Source organism: Brevibacillus brevis, from assembly GCF_001039275.2.
GTDB lineage: Bacteria > Bacillota > Bacilli > Brevibacillales > Brevibacillaceae > Brevibacillus > Brevibacillus brevis_C.
In genome coordinates this window covers 3,816,048-3,834,226 of record NZ_CP030117.1, presented here as the reverse complement: position 1 = coordinate 3,834,226, position 18,179 = coordinate 3,816,048, and the positions used below count along the sequence as shown (strand labels likewise).

19 protein-coding genes and 1 pseudogene are annotated in these 18,179 nt (G+C 42.6%); 14 read left to right on the top strand and 6 right to left on the bottom strand.

Features of this window, described 5'->3' with window-relative positions; all coding sequences use genetic code 11:
* Positions 1-42 precede the first annotated feature (42 nt).
* From AB432_RS18205 to AB432_RS18190, 4 genes are all read right to left on the bottom strand, one after another.
* Positions 43-840: a hypothetical protein gene (locus tag AB432_RS18205; RefSeq protein WP_048033478.1), complete on the bottom strand. Its 798-nt coding sequence runs from the start codon at positions 838-840 to the stop codon at positions 43-45.
* A 93-nt stretch (positions 841-933) separates the two neighbouring features.
* Positions 934-1,248 (bottom strand): aspartyl-phosphate phosphatase Spo0E family protein, encoded by a 315-nt coding sequence (locus AB432_RS18200; RefSeq protein WP_048033477.1) that lies wholly within the window; start codon positions 1,246-1,248, stop codon positions 934-936.
* Positions 1,249-1,504: 256 nt separating this feature from the next.
* Positions 1,505-2,872, bottom strand: a complete 1,368-nt coding sequence (locus AB432_RS18195; RefSeq protein ID WP_048033476.1) for a helix-turn-helix domain-containing protein — start codon at positions 2,870-2,872, stop codon at positions 1,505-1,507.
* 422 nt (positions 2,873-3,294) lie between these two features.
* Positions 3,295-3,699 (bottom strand): helix-turn-helix transcriptional regulator, encoded by a 405-nt coding sequence (locus tag AB432_RS18190; RefSeq protein WP_235617494.1) that lies wholly within the window; start codon positions 3,697-3,699, stop codon positions 3,295-3,297.
* A gap of 29 nt (positions 3,700-3,728) precedes the next feature.
* Between AB432_RS18190 and AB432_RS31110 the strand changes: the two are divergent.
* Together AB432_RS31110 and AB432_RS18185 are read left to right on the top strand one after the other, a co-directional pair.
* Positions 3,729-3,887 (top strand): annotated as a pseudogene (locus tag AB432_RS31110) (ATP-binding protein); the annotation flags it as partial.
* A gap of 3 nt (positions 3,888-3,890) precedes the next feature.
* Positions 3,891-4,244 (top strand): magnesium chelatase subunit ChlI family protein, encoded by a 354-nt coding sequence (locus AB432_RS18185; RefSeq protein ID WP_048033475.1) that lies wholly within the window; start codon positions 3,891-3,893, stop codon positions 4,242-4,244.
* Positions 4,245-4,858: 614 nt separating this feature from the next.
* Here the strand turns inward: AB432_RS18185 and AB432_RS31540 are convergent.
* Both AB432_RS31540 and AB432_RS18165 read right to left on the bottom strand, forming a co-directional pair.
* A complete protein-coding gene (locus AB432_RS31540; RefSeq protein WP_419178488.1) occupies positions 4,859-4,951 on the bottom strand; it encodes a CPCC family cysteine-rich protein in 93 nt (30 codons plus the stop codon).
* 393 nt (positions 4,952-5,344) lie between these two features.
* Positions 5,345-5,659, bottom strand: coding sequence for a protease inhibitor I42 family protein (locus tag AB432_RS18165; protein WP_235617493.1), 315 nt, complete (start codon positions 5,657-5,659; stop codon positions 5,345-5,347).
* Positions 5,660-6,144: 485 nt separating this feature from the next.
* Here AB432_RS18165 and AB432_RS18160 point away from each other — a divergent pair, with 485 nt between their 5' ends.
* The 12 genes from AB432_RS18160 (at position 6,145) to trmFO (ending at position 18,173) form a co-directional block, all read left to right on the top strand.
* Positions 6,145-6,867 (top strand): EAL domain-containing protein, encoded by a 723-nt coding sequence (locus AB432_RS18160; RefSeq protein ID WP_048033472.1) that lies wholly within the window; start codon positions 6,145-6,147, stop codon positions 6,865-6,867.
* A gap of 29 nt (positions 6,868-6,896) precedes the next feature.
* A complete protein-coding gene (locus AB432_RS18155; protein WP_048033471.1) occupies positions 6,897-7,253 on the top strand; it encodes a hypothetical protein in 357 nt (118 codons plus the stop codon).
* A complete protein-coding gene (locus tag AB432_RS18150) occupies positions 7,250-8,062 on the top strand; it encodes a CBS domain-containing protein (protein WP_048033470.1) in 813 nt (270 codons plus the stop codon). The genes AB432_RS18155 and AB432_RS18150 overlap by 4 nt, the downstream gene beginning before the upstream one ends.
* A 122-nt stretch (positions 8,063-8,184) precedes the next feature.
* Positions 8,185-8,499: a YbjQ family protein gene (locus AB432_RS18145; protein ID WP_048033469.1), complete on the top strand. Its 315-nt coding sequence runs from the start codon at positions 8,185-8,187 to the stop codon at positions 8,497-8,499.
* 71 nt (positions 8,500-8,570) lie between these two features.
* Positions 8,571-8,909 (top strand): SCP2 sterol-binding domain-containing protein, encoded by a 339-nt coding sequence (locus AB432_RS18140; protein WP_048033468.1) that lies wholly within the window; start codon positions 8,571-8,573, stop codon positions 8,907-8,909.
* 84 nt (positions 8,910-8,993) lie between these two features.
* Positions 8,994-9,887: an AlbA family DNA-binding domain-containing protein gene (locus AB432_RS18135; protein WP_048033467.1), complete on the top strand. Its 894-nt coding sequence runs from the start codon at positions 8,994-8,996 to the stop codon at positions 9,885-9,887.
* A 36-nt stretch (positions 9,888-9,923) separates the two neighbouring features.
* The gene (locus AB432_RS18130; protein WP_048033466.1) at positions 9,924-10,979 is read left to right on the top strand and encodes a hypothetical protein; all 1,056 of its coding nucleotides are present in this window, start codon (positions 9,924-9,926) and stop codon (positions 10,977-10,979) included.
* A gap of 186 nt (positions 10,980-11,165) precedes the next feature.
* Positions 11,166-12,326, top strand: a complete 1,161-nt coding sequence (sucC, locus tag AB432_RS18125; protein ID WP_016743310.1) for an ADP-forming succinate--CoA ligase subunit beta — start codon at positions 11,166-11,168, stop codon at positions 12,324-12,326.
* Between the two features lie 153 nt (positions 12,327-12,479).
* On the top strand, positions 12,480-13,382 hold the full coding sequence (gene sucD, locus AB432_RS18120; RefSeq protein WP_015891769.1) for a succinate--CoA ligase subunit alpha: 903 nt from the start codon (positions 12,480-12,482) through the stop codon (positions 13,380-13,382).
* A gap of 134 nt (positions 13,383-13,516) precedes the next feature.
* Positions 13,517-14,635 (top strand): DNA-processing protein DprA, encoded by a 1,119-nt coding sequence (gene dprA, locus AB432_RS18115; RefSeq protein WP_048033465.1) that lies wholly within the window; start codon positions 13,517-13,519, stop codon positions 14,633-14,635.
* A 106-nt stretch (positions 14,636-14,741) separates the two neighbouring features.
* Positions 14,742-16,820, top strand: a complete 2,079-nt coding sequence (gene topA / locus AB432_RS18110) for a type I DNA topoisomerase (RefSeq protein WP_048033464.1) — start codon at positions 14,742-14,744, stop codon at positions 16,818-16,820.
* A gap of 39 nt (positions 16,821-16,859) precedes the next feature.
* On the top strand, positions 16,860-18,173 hold the full coding sequence (gene trmFO, locus AB432_RS18105) for an FADH(2)-oxidizing methylenetetrahydrofolate--tRNA-(uracil(54)-C(5))-methyltransferase TrmFO (protein WP_048033463.1): 1,314 nt from the start codon (positions 16,860-16,862) through the stop codon (positions 18,171-18,173).
* Positions 18,174-18,179 lie beyond the last annotated feature (6 nt).

Below are 18,179 nucleotides of genomic sequence, written 5' to 3'. Positions count from 1 at the left end.
TACCGTACAGAATTTTTTTAAGCATAGAAGATCATCCTAATTTTAGTAGTCAAAGCTGTCGTAATCTGGAGAAGCCATTTCAATATCAGCAGCATAAGATACGTTCATGTTAACTGAAGGATTTGAACTTCCAGAGAAGCCAATTTCAATACCACTCGCATGAATTTGAACATGTCCATATTCTCCAACAACATTTGCTGAGCCATCATCATCATTTTTATAAACTTTTGCGGTCAGTACAATTTCGTAGTCGTTTTTCATTGAGTCAATATCTACATCATAGGCAATTCCCTTTTCTGGGTCAACATCGTTTAATGCAACGTCATCACGATCAAGTCCATATGTTCTCATGATATAGCAGTCATCTTCGTATAACGTGAAATCATCTGACCAAGCAAGTGCAATTGCATCAGTAAATTCATAAAAAGGGTCAGTCAGCCATTCACCAGTGGCTACAAACTTAAAATTATCCTTGCCACGCTTTTCATTAATTCTTTTAGCAACAACACTCATTTTAAAATCGTCTTTGTCTAATGTTCGTAGACTAAATTCGCCAGTATCCTCTTCATCAAGGTTTCTATAAACCTCCTGAATACTAACAATCTCGCCCTCTTCTTTACTTAATTCATAGATAGCAGCATCTGATAAACTATCAATTTGATCTTGAGTTATATGTTCAGCAAAATCCAATTTCTCCAGAGCTGAAACACGTTCTACAGTTGATAATGAAGTGAAATTTTCTTCTTGCGTTTCTTCTGTGGTGTTTTGTTTGTCAAAAGCAAAGGTAGGGTTGACAGTTAATAGAGACAAAACTGTGGCTATAGCTAATACCTTTTTCATAAAATGCACCTCAATTCAGGAATTTTACTTTAAATTGAATATATACCATATTTATCCATTTATAAATACGTAACCCAAACAGTTAACAAAAAATTAACATTTTGTTTTTTTTAGCATCATTTTTGATTGAATTGCTAGAATGTATTGATCCAATTGCTGACTTAATTCCACGACTTCATCATCCAACAAATCATTCTTTTCTAAAAACAATTGCACAAGTTGTTCCCGCAATTGTTCCACAATGTTCTTTAAATGATCTATTTCCTGATAAGTTCCTCCTTCCCGATCTAAGAGTAGCGTGGTACATTTACTTATAGGAGCTTTAACTGCTCCTCCTGCGGGCGTTCCTTTAACCTGGTAATGGGAAGGAACGCCCTTTTCATATGCAATAGCTCCTATGGGATTCACCTCCTTTTTTTACATTTTTGTACATTAATTTATGTACATTTATTACTATAAACCAACATTCAGCAAAGCGACCTCTGAAAAATTTTGAATGATAAAAAAAAACACCCGAAAGGGTGTTTTACTACTACTTAACCTCCTGCACCGTGGGTATACGTAGTTATAACGTGATGACTCCTAAGCACCTCCTGATGTTCTGGTACAACTATTCCGTGAGAAAGTCCGAACAAAACAGTAAGTAAAAGTATCATACTCCGCATTACTTAATTCTCCCTTCCAAAATGTTTTGGAATTCATCTATCTGCTGGTCAGAAGCACTATGTCTATATTTCCAGAACATAGCGACACAGCATTGGAACTTTTCTTGCTCCATCATCCTACTCGCTAACGCAAGGCAGCGTAGTGTTTCTGTAATACCTTCTGCAACTCGCCCCTTATCGAGCTGATATATCGCCAAATGATACCGAAAATGAAGATGACGGGTAAGACTAAAAGGGTCTTTATAATCTTGAAAGCAAGCAATTTCCTTAGAAAAACGCTCCACAATGTCATCTACAGATAGTCCGAATCGATTGGCTGTCTCCATAATGGTAAACATACCCGCTAAAATTTCAGGTGGGTTATTAGCAAGATGATTAACATACTCAGAAAGTAACTCTGTACGCCCCATTAATAAATTCAGCGTGTAATTATTCGCTTTCGCCCATCCACGAAACTTTTCAATTTCCATTTCAGCCAGATCATCACGGAATTCAAACCAGCCCAGCTCAGCATACGCTTGTACATAAGAAATGGCTTCTTCATACTTCTCTTGTAATTGTAATGAGAGTCCCTTTAGTAAGAAGCCCTGTCCATAATACACGACAAGATGGCGCTCTGTTTCAAGTATTCCCTTCACTCCATCAATTTCCCATCTTTGTACTTCTTCATTATAGATTACGGTTGCTAACTCTCTGAGTTCATCTGCATATCGCTCTACCTCCTTCCAGTTATGGAGCGTAAAGCACACATTTGCTAGCTGTAGTAACGCATCTAATTGATAATTTTCAGGCAACCTTTTTCGATAAGGGTGAAAACGGACGACAGCCTTCCACTTTTTCTCCGAATCAGCTCCCCCTTGCACTGCACGGAAAAGCCTATACTGAGACATTACAAAACGATCACCATGGCTGTCTTTTTCCGATTCAATAACAAGTTGATAAAACGGGATTGACTCCTGTCGTTTCCCATTTGTAAAAAGCTTCTCAGCCACGGAAAACAGAATGGACAAGTTTTTCTGATTATCCAAAAGTATAGGGACAATTAACTGGATACAATCCTGCCTGCCTATTTCTGCACATCGAACCAGATAGGGAACAACTCGTGAACGAGACACTCTTCCCTCGACGATACATTCCGTTACATACAGCTCATACAGCCATCCAGGGGCTTGATTAAAAGCTATAGCAAGTGCATCCAGATGACCAATCGTCATAGCCCGAGAAGGAGTTCGATTAAAAATATCGCTCAGTACTCCCTGATTAATACCTGTTATCTCGCCAAGTTTAGTCAGTGTGTAACCACGCTCTTTTAGGTGATGCTCAACTTCTGAACGTAACGATCGTTGAACTGTCTTGCCTTGCCCCATATTAAACCTACTCCTCCTTAACAATAACAAAAGAAACATCAATCTTCCTATATTTTACAGAAAAAACACCTATATGTAAATAATTGGCAGTAGAGACTATCGTCCTGCATGATTTATTCATTTAGAGTACACCCCGTATCAACAATGGTTGGAAGTCCAAAAAAAGACATGCCAGAATGCATTCAAGAAATAGCTAACCCGTACATGTTTTGAGGAGACGGGTTTTTTACTGTGATTCGTATCAGGAATCTGCGGGTACACGATACAAATTCTTTATTTGACTACGATTTCAACTTTTGTTCCGTGAGGAGTCAATTTTACTAAGTCGGTTCTTCGTTTAGTACCTATCTAGTTCAGATAGGTTAAAAAATTTATTTACAAAAATAAAGCGGCCCTTTAATTTTCAGAAGGGCCGCTTTATTCTATTCCTTCATTAATATATCCAAATACTTCGATAGGTCATTTAAGGGCGTCGGGGGTGGAATCTTGCGATCATGTTCCCATTCGTATAGAGTACGTTCACTTATTCCTAAAAGCGCAGCAAATTCTCTCTTTGTGTACCCAAAGTACAATCGCGCTTTAATAATACGCTCCCCTAAAGTTGATTCTGGCAGTTTCTCAAAACAACCAAGAAAAGCAACTGAGACGCCAAGTACATTGGAAAGTCGTCTTAAGCTAGGAGGGGAAACTTTCAATTTATTAGCTTCTGCTAATCCAATTGTTCTTGTACACAAACCTGTTGCAGCGGCAAGATCGATCAAGTACATCTGCTTTGCTGTACGTGCTGCTCTAAGACGGCCACCAGGACTATCATCTTCGATGTCCATAAAAGGGGAGTACGGTGTTTCCTTTTTAAATGATATTCCAAGGGTATTATCTTCAACCTTGTCCTTGCGGATTCTTCGGTACTCGAGAGAAGCAAACCTGCTCATGCTCTCCCCAACAAATCTACAAATACCGCTCAAAGCTCTCAGGTCCCCTGCTAGACCGCATCGATCTGCACATCGAGGTGCCGAGAGTGCCAGTTCAACTTCTTCATAACAGAAAAGCAGAGGAGTCCTCAAAAGACATTCAACAACGAGTAGAACAAGCGAGGGCTGTTCAATGCGAAAGATACCACTACCGTCCCGGATGTCCTTTTAACAGTGTGATGAATGGCGAAGAACTGCGACATTTTGCTCAGCTGGATAAGGAAGGACAAGAGATGCTACAGCTTGCCTTCGAGACATTAGGTTTGAGTGCAAGAGCCTACGATAGAATTGTGAAAGTGGCGAGAACGATTGCAGATTTAGATGGCGCTTCCCGAGTAGATGCTGCACATGTAGCAGAAGCGATTCGCTACAGAGCCTTGGATCGAGGGCTACTTTTTTAAACTGTGCTAGATATACCAAAAACAGATAAATGTAAACGTCTCAGTGCCACTACTTCAAAGATATGAACATTTAACATCCTTGCTAGTGTGGAAAGACAGAACATAGATACCATGAGGAAGAAACGATTATTTTCATTTTTTATGCGCAATAGATGTGAATGTTAACCTCATTCAGACTCATTAGTTTCATCAAACAAACTCGTATCCTCAGCAGTGAATTCTAATCGTAAATGAATACGGTACAAGATTTCAATTACTTCAGCAAATCCAAGCAAGAATATAGAAGGAATGATAGAGTAAAACACACTTGTTAGAAAATGAAGAAAATTATCATTAAGATCGTCGAACCAAATATATAACCCGACGATAAAACCAACTATAGTAATAACAAGTGACAGAATCCGAATCCATCGAGCGTATTTATTTGTATAGCGTTTGAACAATATTTTCAGCTCCAAAGTGTCCGAATTTGTGGAAAGGAGAAATCCTCAACAATTGGTTAAGAAAACAGAGTAGTGCAGTAATTATCACTCTCACCATTACATTAATCTCAAGTCAGTGGCATCCACTTTTTATCTTTTCCGTCATCGTATGTAGGCTTTCTAACAAAAGGTTTACCAAGATCCGCAGGCTCCCAAACGAATAAAGTTTCTTTGGGCCTCTTGCAGTAATAAGTTGTTTGCGCCTCCATCTGAATCTGGGTCCATAAATGGAAAGGAACCATCCTCCCAGAAGCAAATGGAACAGATATCGAATTCTCCCAACAGTAAAAAATCTATCTTGCCATAATGAGCAATCCATAAGAAAAAAAGATCCATACGATCAAGAATGATCCAAAGACAGCATTCCGCCTATAATCCTTATTGTTGACAATTTTCTTCATAATAAATGTAAAGTTAACAAAGAACAAAATAGCCAGAATCGGGTTAAGGTATAACGCAGTAAAAATTATGATACCCATATTTCTCACCTCATCCAAATTATACCATATACAACTGGATGGATATCAATATGTTGCAGTTTGAATCAGTATGCAGATCATGCAGACTAAGCGCTTCACGACCGAGTAAGTAACAGTAGGTACTTTTTAACTAAGAACCCTATACAATCGCAACAACATAAAACACAAACTCTCCGCAATCCCCACTATCCCAAGGCCGACAATACTTCACAGAAATCGACGTCATTCCTCGCCGCAAAGCCTGAAAGGACATCACCTGATGCCCCTCTTGCCCAATGCGATCTGGCGATGGTGGTGGAACAAAATGATTCGCATGCAACGCTAAAAAGCGAGCATCCACAGGATTAGACAAGTCCCACTGATAGCCAGTAGAGGGATTTGCCGCTAGCGTAATCGTGAACAAGTGGCCTTCCTGCACATGTAGTGTATACGTTGAGGTCTTGACCACGGCCATCCTTCCTCTCTTTGGATGAAGTCGATACCGATTTTCCATACCATATGAAAAAAGCTTGATAGCTGCTAACGACGAAACAGGCAGTAAAAAATTTATTATCATTTATTTCATGTGATTCAGTTCGTTTACAAGTTGTGGAATTACTTGATACATCTATCATTTAGCGAAAATATAACGATAGAAAATAGCCATTATACGTACAATGTTCCTAATTAATTTGAAACAATTAGTATGATCTGGAAAGGAATATGCAAGATGTTGGCGAATAAGTAGGGACAAAGACATATATTGTCGAAATGTCTGCGGATATTTGTAATCTTTATTACCTAGTTGGAGTTAAGGCTAGAAATATCCAGAGAGAGTAAATTTCTTTTGCTCGTGCATGTAGGTACATTTCCCAGCACTTCCATGGCGCAGAATATCTCGCGCATAGAAGAAGCTTTTTCTTTGTGTTCATACTTGCTAGGAAAGGGAAAGGAAAATTGATGGAGAGCATTGCAGAATTATTTAAGAAAAAAGAGTACTACCACGCATTTCAGCCAATATGTCAACTTCCTGAGAAAAGTAGGATAGGGTATGAGGTATTACTTCGCAGTAAAGCGGGGATCCATCCAGAGACTTTGTTTTCTTTGGCGAAGGAAAACAAAATGCTGCCAGAGCTTGACACCCATTCCCTGCATTATGCGCTCTTGACTTTTTTTCATTCGTCGATTGAACACAAAAACGAGCTTATATTTGTGAATATTTTTCCTTCTACCATAATAGAAGACACATTCCCTGGCTTCATTCAAAAGATCGCTCGTTCCTTCCGTCCCTTTTTAAACCAAATCGTATTGGAGATCAACGAATCGATTATGGAAGGAGAATGCTGGAGCGAACCCATTTTTACACGGCGCATAGCTGAATTGAAAAAGTTGGGGTTCCTAATTGCGTTGGATGATGTCGGAGATGGCGCAAACATATTCAGTAAAATTGAAGATATTTCGCCTGATTACATCAAGATTGATCGCTTTTTTTCGCAAGAGCTCTCGAGTTCATTAGAAAAGCAAAAGACTATAAAGCTGTTTGTTGATTTTTGCAAAGATGCACCTCAACTCATTCTCGAAGGAGTTGAAGAAGAAGAGGATTTTGCTTGTGCTTCTTTATTGGGCGTTGCAATCGGCCAGGGATACTTGTTTGGTAAACCAGGCAGTTTGCCGGACGAATAAGAGGGCAATGCAGAATTGGAGGAATTTTTATGGCTAGTGATAACAACGTATATTCACGGAAGGCAACGCTTTCCTTAAAAATATCCGAGTTTGAAGTCCCTCCGATGCAGGATCTGTTGATCATCGGACGGAAAGCACCAATTGGTCCTGAGGCTGTAAGGAGAATGGCGGATGCTCTTTCACCAGAACAGTTTACTTTGCTGAAAATGGATCATCCGAAGATTGAGGCGGTTTTGTTAAGAAATACCCTTTTGCAAATGATTGATGAAAAATTGTTGATGAAAATCATTCTGGAAGAGGCAGAGCGTATGATTAGCGACTCCATGGTTCTGCGATCTGAGTTGAAAATAGCATTGTCTGTTCAACGAGAGGTGGATCTCTTATGAACATCTCCGACATCATGACGACGACGATTTGTACCATCACCTCTGACAAAAGTGTCTCTTATGCGGCGGAGCGAATGAACGAATCTCAAGTTGATTCGTTAGTTGTCATGGATCACGGAGAGGTACTGGGAATGGTAACGACGAGAGATGTTTTGTCAGCTCATCCAAACCGAATCGTTGCCGACGCCATGAGTAGTCAGCCGTTCTATCTGTCAGCCAATCACAATGTTTGGGAGGCCTATCACGCGCTTCATCAAGAACAAAATGGGCTTGCTTTGGTCAAACAAGAGGATCAACTGATCGGATTCATCACAAAAGAAATCGTAGAGATGAAAATAGCAGAATATCGAGACCCATTATCGGGTTTGTATCGCGCTCCATACATCCAATTTATTGGGGAAAACTTTTTAAAGGAGCGAAAACCTTTCCATTTGCTTTTTATCGATTTGAACGACTTTGGCCGAATTAATAAGCTGCATGGACATCCATTCGGGGATGATGTCATTCGCACCTATTCTTCGGTTCTCTCTTCTTTGGCTGAAGAACAGGGGGATTATTTATGTCGTTATGCAGGGGACGAGTTTGTTTTGATCTCTACGATTTCCGATGAACAGATTCAGGAATACATTGCGCTCATTACACGTCCAACAAACGTTCTGGATATCTTCGTATCTGCAGCTGTTGGTCATGTGAACGGGTACCAAACACCAGACTTCTTCGCCAGATCTTGGCGGGAATTAATCGCTGAAGCAAGTTTAGGCTCCTCTGCTGCCAAATTATCCAAAAACCTTACTTCCACGGTGGGATAGGAAAAGTATAGTTTGCCAGCAATGCGCATACACTTTTGGACAGGCTCAGATCTTTCTTTGCAACCGATTATTTTATGGTACGTAATACATATTGTGAATAGATCAATATGGGAGGCAATGACATGATTGTAACTACTACCAGCATGATCCAAGGAAAAGAAGTGGAGGAGTATCTGGATATCGTCAGTGGAGAGGTAATCATGGGTGCAAACGTAGTCCGTGACTTTCTTGCAGGGATTACAGACATCATCGGAGGCAGAAGTGGCTCGTATGAGAGCAAGCTCTCAGAAGGTCGTGAACTGGCCTTGCGTGAAATGAAAGAAAAAGCACGGGTATTAGGTGCAAATGCAGTAATTGGGGTTGATCTCGACTTCGAAACATTGCGAGAAGGTATGATGATGGTTATTGCCACAGGCACAGCTGTCCGTGTGAAGTAAGCCGGTAAACACCCGGCTTTCTTTTTTTACCGAAAGCGGTTCTGATACATAGAATGCAAGGAGAAGTGAGCATGCAAGTACAAAAAACCCTTCAGGATTTATCAGATAGAATAAACGCCCAACCACAAGGGATCGCTGGATTACATGCGGTTTATCATTTTGTCCTAAGTGGAGAAGAAGGGGGCACCTACGAGATTGTTTTTGCCGATAATCAAGCGGACTACAAGCTGGGTGTGACAAGGGAAGCAGGCTGCAAGCTGGAGTTGTCTGACAAAGATTTTATTAAGCTCGTAGAGGGACGCTTGAATCCCACCGTTGCTTTTGTAACGGGGAAGCTGAAAATTAGCGGAGAAATGGGACTTTCGTTTAAATTGCAAACAATCTTACATCACTATCAATCACAAAAATAACGAAAAAACTAGTCAATTCTTAAAAGGTTGCGTTAAAATATGACCAAACAATGACACCTACTCTAACATAAAACGAGGGGAAACATGCGCCATATTTGTTCATTGATTGCGATGGTAAGCCAACTGGAAGAACAATCTGTGCGTTTTGATTTTTATCAAGAAATCAGACGACCCAAGCCAGAACGTCAGTTATTAAAGCATCATGCACAATTACCGCGTCATTATTTCGATTATTTAATTCATTCAGGAGTATTGGAAGTGGAAACAGATGCCCCTTATCAGCCGGGGAAGATCATGCCTGCTTCCATCGGTATGAACATACGCTCGCTCGGTGGAAATGTATTGTTTGACATGTGCTTTGCTCCTCAAACATATAAATTGTGGCAAAACACAGATGCAAGCATAGAAGACCTTTCCCTGCCTGCTGATATATTTGAAGAATACGTCTATCGCTTAGGAGCCATCAGTCGCTTTCGCTATTTAGGCCGAATCGATGATCCCGTAACAGCAACAAAACTTGGTGAGAACGACATGATTGAATTCAAACGCGACTTTCTGTATTCGAAGACGGGAATTATTAAGTCTATTGTGGCGTTTGCGAATTCAAACAACGGGAATTTATTTTTAGGTATTACAGATGAGGGGACAGTGTGCGGGATTGACCATGAGATCGAACAGTACGGAGACCCGGACAAATACATTCTTGCTATTACGCAATATATCCAAGATAAGACGACACCGTTTGTGACCCCATTCCCAAAAATTTCGTTGAAAAAAATAGATGGGAAAACAGTGGTATCTATCTTTGTAGAAGCCTCATCTGATTTGATTTGTGGTTTGGACAAAAATAGTGAAAAGTATGTGGTGATTCGTACGAACAATCGCTCCGTTGTAGTGAAAGATCCTCACCAAATTGGTGAAATTTACGTGAAACGAAAGCTTGGCAGTGAGATCAGCCGTCGATTGGGACTTCTGTAGCGTTATCTTACAGGAATACACGAGGAGGGTTACTGCGTGATATCGTCTTTACGTACGTGTCTACTGGTTATGATGGTGAGTAGTTTGTTCGTCACTGGCTGTGCACAGTCAGGCAAGGTTTCTGATGACATGAAAGATCATATAGAGACAGAGCTTGGTGCGGTTGAAAAAGTAACGGTGATGTCAACGGATGGACAGGAAGTATTATTGGAGTTGCGCTCGTTTTTGCAAGAACTGTCCGGTCAGGGACAAGATTTACAAATATCATCCGAGCCTTTAAAGCAAGAAGATGTACGCTTTACACTTGTCCTCTACCGAACACAGCAGGCCCCACTTGTCGTAACAGTGGGGGAGTCGGCAAGTGAGTTTGGAGGACATACGTATCGTGGAGCGGGTGCCAGCTATTTTTATCAGTGGATAAACAAGTTAACTGGCAAAGGCGTGCTCTCACAAAAAATTCAGAGCGTGCGTTTAGCGGCAGAGGACCTTGGTCAGGCGCGCGTATTGAACGAAGCAGAAGCAGAATACATCAGGAAAGTAATGGGATCGGCAATACCAGAGGTGGACAGTCGCAGCAAGCAGTATCCACTCTACCCAAACTATCGGATGAGAATAAATTCTGCTGACAAACCGGTCGAAGTGGCCATTTTGACACCGACACTGATTGCTGTTCCCTTTGGAAGAGAAACGTTTTTCTTTCACGTAGAGGGTAGCCTCTTTTCGCGCTTAACAGAATGGATGCCGCCAAGCAATCGTAAGGAAGACAGGATCGACCAGTTATTTAAATCTACACGGATTCGCATCATAGCAAATGGCGAAATGAACATCCAAGACTCAGAGTTGGATGTCACCCAAACGACGATCGAGCAAGGAATTGCCCATCAATCCGTCCGATTGCTAAAAAATGGAGATCCTTTAAATGTTCCACCGAAAGATCCGGGGTCAAAACAATACGAACTACATTTTTTGGTGAATGATACAGAACAGAGAATTGAACTATATCAACGTTACTTTAAGTATGATCAAACTTGGTATATTCACGATGAACTCGCGGAAAATGAGTGGAAATTGTTTCAATCTCTAAGAAAATGAGGAATTTCCTCATGAAGTTTCGCATTTCTGGTCACGATAAAAAGAACATATTACTACCACTTTTGCAGTTTTTGTCGTAGAATAGTTACGTTGCACTGATAGTGGAGGCTATGACCGGAAAAAGACAGACGTCTTTGAACCGGTCTAAAAGCCTGCCGATCTTTATCTGCCATAGGAGGATGGAGAATGAACATTCATGAGTATCAAGGTAAAGAGATACTTAAGCAGTACGGTGTAAAAGTTCCTGAAGGACGCGTAGCTTTCACAGTGGAAGAAGCTGTTGAAGCAGCGAAAGAACTGGGCACCCAAGTAAACGTAGTAAAAGCGCAAATTCACGCTGGTGGCCGTGGTAAGGCTGGCGGTGTAAAGGTTGCAAAAAATCTTGATGAAGTTCGTACATATGCCAGCGAAATTCTTGGCAAAGTACTCGTTACTCATCAAACAGGACCAGAAGGTAAAGAAGTTAAGCGCCTTCTGATCGAGCAAGGCTGCGACATCAAGAAAGAATACTACGTTGGTGTAGTAGTTGACCGTGCTACTGGAAGCGTTGTAATGATGGCTTCCGAAGAGGGCGGTATGGACATCGAGGAAGTAGCAGCAAACACTCCAGAAAAAATCTTCAAAGAAGTAGTTGATCCAGTAACAGGTCTGAATGGCTTCCAAGCTCGTCGCCTGGCTTACGCAATCAACATTCCAAAAGAATTGATTAACAAGGCTGCCAAGTTCATGATGAGCTTGTACCAAGCTTTTGTTGATAAAGATGCTTCTATCGCTGAGATCAACCCACTGGTTGTAACTGGCGACGGTGAAGTAATGGCACTGGATGCGAAACTGAACTTCGACAGTAACGCTCTCTATCGTCACCCTGACATCGTAGCTCTGCGCGATCTGGATGAAGAAGATGAGAAAGAAATCGAAGCTTCCAAGTTCGATCTGTCCTACATCGCACTTGATGGTAACATCGGTTGCATGGTAAACGGTGCAGGTCTGGCGATGGCAACAATGGACATCGTGAAATTCTACGGTGGAGACCCAGCTAACTTCCTTGACGTTGGTGGCGGAGCTACTGAAGAGAAAGTAACGGAAGCGTTTAAGATTATTCTCCGTGACGAAAAAGTAAAAGGTATTTTCGTTAACATCTTCGGCGGCATCATGAAATGCGACGTTATCGCAAACGGCGTAGTGAATGCAGCAAAACAAATCAAATTGGACAAACCTCTCGTTGTACGTCTCGAAGGTACAAACGTAGATTTGGGTAAGAAAATCCTCAATGAGTCCGGTTTGAACATCGTAGCTGCAGAATCTATGGCGGATGGCGCTGAGAAAATCGTATCCTTGGTGAAGTAAGATATTTCGAGTAGATACGTTAAGAAAACATCTATCGAGGCGAACTCAAGTTTGAGCGACCGCGACTCTTCGGAAAGTTTTCATGCGCTCCGGAAATTTATAAGCACTAGCTTATAAATTCCTACACGTTAAAAAAGGTGGGAAAATTACGCGATGAGTATTCTCGTTAATAAAAATACAAAAGTAATTACGCAAGGGATTACGGGTGCAACTGGTCTGTTCCACACTCGCGGAGCCGTTGAATACGGTACACAAATGGTGGGCGGTGTAACACCTGGTAAAGGTGGAACCGAAGTTGACGGTATTCCAATTTTCAACACAGTAAAAGAAGCGGTTGAAGCAACTGGTGCAACAGCATCCGTTATCTACGTTGCTCCTCCTTTCGCTGCTGATGCCATCATGGAAGCAGTTGACGCTGAACTGGATCTGGTAATCTGCATCACAGAAGGTATCCCAGTTCTGGACATGGTAAAAGTTAAGCGCTACATGGAAGGCAAGAAAACCCTTCTGGTAGGTCCTAACTGCCCTGGCGTAATTACTCCAGGTGAGTGCAAAATCGGTATCATGCCTGGTTACATCCACGTTCCAGGTAAAGTGGGTATCGTATCCCGCTCCGGTACCTTGACTTATGAAGCAGTTCACCAAACTTCTACTCGCGGCCTGGGTCAATCCACGGCTGTAGGTATCGGTGGAGACCCAGTAAAAGGTATGGAGTTCATCGATGTACTGAAAATGTTCAACGAAGATCCAGACACAGAAGCAGTTATCATGCTGGGTGAAATCGGTGGTACTGCGGAAGAAGAAGCAGCAGAGTGGATCGCTGCTAACATGAAAAAACCAGTTGTAGGTTTCATCGGGGGACAAACTGCTCCTGAAGGAAAACGTATGGGCCACGCTGGTGCGATCATCTCTGGCGGTAAAGGTACAGCAGCTGAGAAAATCGCAAAGCTCGAAGAATGCGGTATTCGCGTAGCGAAAACACCTGCAGTCATCGGTGAAACACTTGTTGAATTGCTGAAAGAGCGCGGTATGCTCGAGAAAGTAATGGGCAAGTAAGCAAATAAGACAGAAGTGGGCAGGCTCAGGCTTGTCCACTTTTTTATTTTTGAACCAGCCTCTTTCTTTCGATAGAATAGCTTTCAAAGCCGTCCGTTATGACAAGTCTGATCGGGATGAAGGAGGATTTCGGAATGGGAAAGGCGAAGCTCGACGAGAGAGACTGGCTGTATGTGTTAACGATGATATCGGGTTTGGGAAGAAAGAAAATCCGTGAAATTTTTGAAATCACAGGTTCTTTTCAGGTTGCCATTGAAAATTGGCATGAACTGGCACATGGGCTCAGATTGACTTCCTTGATAACTGGTCAGGTTGACAAGCAAAGCAATGAAGCTACGGCTATGGCACTATTGGAAAAGCGTGAAGAAGAGGGAACGCGCTTCTTATGTCCTTTTGACGATGCTTATCCTGTATCACTCCGCAATATCCCCGATTCTCCATGGACGTTGTTTTATCGTGGCGATCACACATTATTAGAAAAGTTGTCCATTGGCGTCGTTGGTTCGCGCAAACCGACACCATATGGAAGAGCGAGCTGTAGCTTTTTTGTCCGAGAGCTGGTGCAAGCAGGTCTTGTCATCGTCTCGGGGGTAGCGTATGGAATTGATGCGGAAGCTCACCAAGCTACCTTGAAAGCAGGCGGTAAGACCATTGGTGTGCTCGGTTGCGGAATGAATCACGTTTATCCTACTCGGCATCGAGAACTTTATCGTGAAATTGAATCTTTTGGCCTACTTCTCAGCGAATATCCTCCTCATATTCCACCTGTTTCTGGATTATTTCCAGAGCGAAATCGTATCATAAGTGGACTTTCTAGCGGTGTATTAGTGGTGGAAGCAGCAGAAAAAAGCGGATCTTTGATAACGGCAGACTGTGCACTTGAGCAGGGCAAGGAAGTTTTTGCGATTCCTGGTCCGATTTTTTCATTGATGAGTGCGGGACCGCATAACTTGATCAAACAAGGTGCAAAGTTAGTAACGTGCAGTAGCGATATATGGGAGGAAATCAAACATCATCTTCCAGAAGCTGAGCAGAAGCAGCAGTTCGAAAAAAGTAATGCAAACGATGTAATGCCCTTATCTAATGAAGAAAAAGCGATTGTGGAAGCCGTAACATATGACGGGATTCATCTGGATGAGTTAATGAGTAGCTTAGAAAAAGACCAACGCAGGATGCTACATCAGCTGGTCATTCGTTTGGAAGCAAAAGGGGCCATCGTAGCACTTCCGGGAGGTTATTTTGCTCGTCGCTAGCATTTTTTCCAGATATTTGGCAAAGTCTAGACGTACAAGTGTTTGACAAACGGGATGAGGGTATTTAATAATAGGGAAGATTCCTTACTAAAAGGGGAGGAAAAAAATGGCTGATACGCTAGTAATCGTAGAATCCCCTACGAAGGCCAAAACCATTGGAAAATACCTGGGTAGTAAATATATCGTGAAAGCGTCTATTGGGCATGTACGCGATTTGCCGAAAAGCCAAATGGGTGTAGACGTCACGCGTAATTTTGAACCCAAATACATAACCATTCGCGGCAAAGGCGATGTATTGAAGGGCTTAAAAGATGCCGCTAAAAAAGTAAAAAAAGTATATCTCGCAGCCGACCCGGATCGCGAAGGGGAGGCAATTGCTTGGCATTTGGCACAATACTTGGGGCTCGATTTGAATCAGCCGCTTCGTGTGGTATTTAATGAGATTACCAAAGATGCGATCAAAGAAGCGTTCAAGCATCCACGACACATAAACATGGACTTGGTAAATGCTCAGCAGGCACGTCGTATTCTCGACAGGCTCGTTGGCTACAATATTAGTCCAATTCTATGGAAAAAGGTTCGGAAAGGCTTGAGTGCTGGACGTGTTCAATCGGTTGCGGTAAAGCTTATCATGGATCGCGAGCGGGAGATCCAGGAATTTATCCCGGAAGAGTATTGGACAATTGCGAGCACATTGATCAGCGACGGTAAAGAAATTAACGCGAAGTTCTATGGTTATGGCGATGAAAAGGTGGAGCTCCATTCGGAAGATGATGTAGCAGCGGTATTAAAACGAATGAAGAACAAGCCATATGTGGTACAAAAGGTAACCAAGCGTGAGCGCAAGCGCAATCCTGCACCTCCTTTTATAACGAGTTCTTTACAACAAGAGGCAGCGCGTAAGCTGAATTTCCGCACTTCTAAGACCATGCGAATTGCTCAAGAGCTCTATGAGGGGATCGACGTTGGCAATAAAGAAGGCGCAGTTGGTTTGATTACCTATATGCGTACAGACTCTACTCGCCTATCTGTAACTGCACAGAATGAAGCAAAAGAATACATACTTGAGAAATATGGTCCAGACTATGTGTTATCTGAGCCACGCAATCAGGCGAAAAACGAAAATGCTCAAGATGCTCACGAAGCGATTCGTCCAACAGGTGTGATGCGTACACCAGAAGAAATCAAGGAATACTTGTCGAGAGATCAGTTGCGCTTGTATCGATTAATCTGGGAGCGTTTCCTTGCCAGTCAAATGTCATCTGCTGTTCTTGATACGATGAGCGTAGATATTGACGCAGGTGGAGTTACCTTCAGAGCAACAGGATCAAAAGTGAAGTTCCCTGGATTTATGAAGGTATATATTGAAGGAAACGATGATGGCACAGAAGAAGAAAGCTTCCTTCCACCTATTGAAGAAGGCCAAATCCTTGAACAAAAAGAAATCGAGCCGAGTCAGCACTTTACACAGCCACCGCCTCGATTCTCCGAAGCCCGCATGCTTAAAACGATGGAAGAGATGGGAATTGGACGTCCGTCTACCTATGCGCCTACATTAGAAACCATTCAAAAACGGGGCTATGTGGCGTTAGAGGAGAAGCGATTTGTCCCGACTGAGTTGGGCGAGATTGTGATCACGCTTGTCGAGGAGTTTTTCCCGGAGATCCTCAACGTAGAATTCACAGCGCATATGGAATCGGGCTTGGATAACGTCGAAGCAGGAACCACCAATTGGGTGCAGGTGCTGGACGATTTTTATCAAGACTTTGCAAAGCGTGTTGTTGTTGCAGAAGAAGAAATGAAAGAAGTAGAGCTGAAAGTCGAAGAATCAGATGAATCATGCGAGCTTTGCGGCCGTGTGATGGTATATAAGCTTGGTCGATTCGGCAAGTTTTTAGCCTGTTCCGGATTCCCAGATTGCCGTAATACGAAGCCGATTGTAAAAGAAATCGGCGTAAAGTGTCCGCAGTGTGAAACCGGAGAGATTATCGAACGTAAATCTAAGAAGAGTCGTATTTTTTACGGATGCAATCAATATCCGGAGTGCGATTTTGTATCGTGGGACAAACCGATTGCCAGACCTTGTCCCAAATGCTCCAGCATGCTCGTAGAGAAAAAGCGCAAGAAGCAAGGAGTTAGCATTGTTTGCACCAAGTGTGATTATCAAGAAGAAGCAGACTCCTAAGCAGCTTGATTCGATTTTGTAGTTTGGAGGATTAACAGCATGTCACAACCAACAATTACAGTAGTGGGCGCTGGTCTCGCTGGTAGTGAGGCAGCATGGCAAATCGCGCAGGCGGGTGTAAAAGTAAAGCTGTATGAAATGAGACCGAAGACACAAACGCCTGCACACCATACCGATAAATTTGCAGAGTTGGTATGCAGTAATTCATTGCGTGCTAACACGTTGACAAATGCAGTGGGTGTATTAAAAGAAGAAATGCGTCGACTGAACTCTGTCATCATCGATGCGGCAGATCGTTGCGCGGTTCCGGCTGGAGGCGCGCTTGCCGTAGACAGACACGAGTTCGCGGCTCATGTTACGGATGCAGTTCGTAATCATCCATTGGTGGAGGTTATTTCGGATGAGATTACCCAAATTCCTGATGGGATTGTCGTAATTGCGACGGGTCCACTTACTTCTCCCGCTTTGTCTACCAAGTTAAAAGAGCTGACGGGTGAAGAATATCTATACTTCTATGATGCAGCCGCGCCCATTATCGAGAAAGACTCGATTGATATGAACAAGGTATTCGTTGCTTCCAGATATGATAAAGGTGAAGCAGCCTACCTGAACTGCCCGATGACAGAAGAGGAGTTCAATCGCTTCTATGATGCGCTGATCTCTGCGGAAACAGTTCCATTGAAGGAATTTGAAAAGGAAATCTTCTTCGAAGGCTGCATGCCGATTGAAGTATTGGCAAAGCGTGGTCACAAAACCATGACATTTGGTCCCATGAAGCCAGTAGGCCTAGTTGATCCGCGGACAGGTAAAAAGTCTTACGCGGTTGTACAGCTTCGTCAGGACAATAGTGCTGCGACGTTGTATAACATCGTAGGTTTCCAGACTCATTTGAAATGGCCGGATCAAAAAAGAGTCTTTTCACTTATTCCTGGGTTGGAAAACTGCGAAATCGTCCGTTATGGTGTGATGCACCGCAACACCTTTATCAATTCGCCAAAACTGCTGAAGCCTACGTACCAGTATAAAGATCGGGAAACTCTTTTCTTTGCTGGTCAAATGACTGGAGTAGAAGGATATGTAGAGTCAGCGGCATCTGGCTTGCTTGCAGGGATAAATGCAGCCCGACTCGCAAAAGGGGAAGAATTGATCGAGCTTCCGCCAGAAACAATTATGGGCAGTATGGCTCGTTATATTACAACGGCAGATCCAAAGCATTTCCAACCAATGAACGCAAATTTCGGGTTGGTACCGGAATGGCCAGAAAGAATCCGAGACAAGCGTTTGAAAAATGAAAAGCTCGCTGAGCGGGCGCTAGATACAATTCAGAATTTTACACAAGAACGACACAATTAACATTGA

Bases quoted from the DNA above. Each gene is read 5' to 3' on its own strand.
- dprA (WP_048033465.1), top strand. From the start codon at position 13,517: ATGGGAAAGGCGAAGCTCGACGAGAGAGACTGGCTGTATGTGTTAACG.
- AB432_RS18205 (WP_048033478.1), bottom strand. From the start codon at position 840: ATGAAAAAGGTATTAGCTATAGCCACAGTTTTGTCTCTATTAACTGTC.
- trmFO (WP_048033463.1), top strand. From the start codon at position 16,860: ATGTCACAACCAACAATTACAGTAGTGGGCGCTGGTCTCGCTGGTAGT.
- AB432_RS18165 (WP_235617493.1), bottom strand. From the start codon at position 5,659: ATGGCCGTGGTCAAGACCTCAACGTATACACTACATGTGCAGGAAGGC.
- sucD (WP_015891769.1), top strand. From the start codon at position 12,480: ATGAGTATTCTCGTTAATAAAAATACAAAAGTAATTACGCAAGGGATT.
- AB432_RS18140 (WP_048033468.1), top strand. From the start codon at position 8,571: ATGCAAGTACAAAAAACCCTTCAGGATTTATCAGATAGAATAAACGCC.
- AB432_RS18155 (WP_048033471.1), top strand. From the start codon at position 6,897: ATGGCTAGTGATAACAACGTATATTCACGGAAGGCAACGCTTTCCTTA.
- sucC (WP_016743310.1), top strand. From the start codon at position 11,166: ATGAACATTCATGAGTATCAAGGTAAAGAGATACTTAAGCAGTACGGT.
- AB432_RS18135 (WP_048033467.1), top strand. From the start codon at position 8,994: ATGCGCCATATTTGTTCATTGATTGCGATGGTAAGCCAACTGGAAGAA.
- AB432_RS18145 (WP_048033469.1), top strand. From the start codon at position 8,185: ATGATTGTAACTACTACCAGCATGATCCAAGGAAAAGAAGTGGAGGAG.
- AB432_RS18160 (WP_048033472.1), top strand. From the start codon at position 6,145: ATGGAGAGCATTGCAGAATTATTTAAGAAAAAAGAGTACTACCACGCA.
- topA (WP_048033464.1), top strand. From the start codon at position 14,742: ATGGCTGATACGCTAGTAATCGTAGAATCCCCTACGAAGGCCAAAACC.
- AB432_RS31540 (WP_419178488.1), bottom strand. From the start codon at position 4,951: ATGGACCCAGATTCAGATGGAGGCGCAAACAACTTATTACTGCAAGAG.
- AB432_RS18150 (WP_048033470.1), top strand. From the start codon at position 7,250: ATGAACATCTCCGACATCATGACGACGACGATTTGTACCATCACCTCT.
- AB432_RS18190 (WP_235617494.1), bottom strand. From the start codon at position 3,699: ATGGACATCGAAGATGATAGTCCTGGTGGCCGTCTTAGAGCAGCACGT.
- AB432_RS18195 (WP_048033476.1), bottom strand. From the start codon at position 2,872: ATGGGGCAAGGCAAGACAGTTCAACGATCGTTACGTTCAGAAGTTGAG.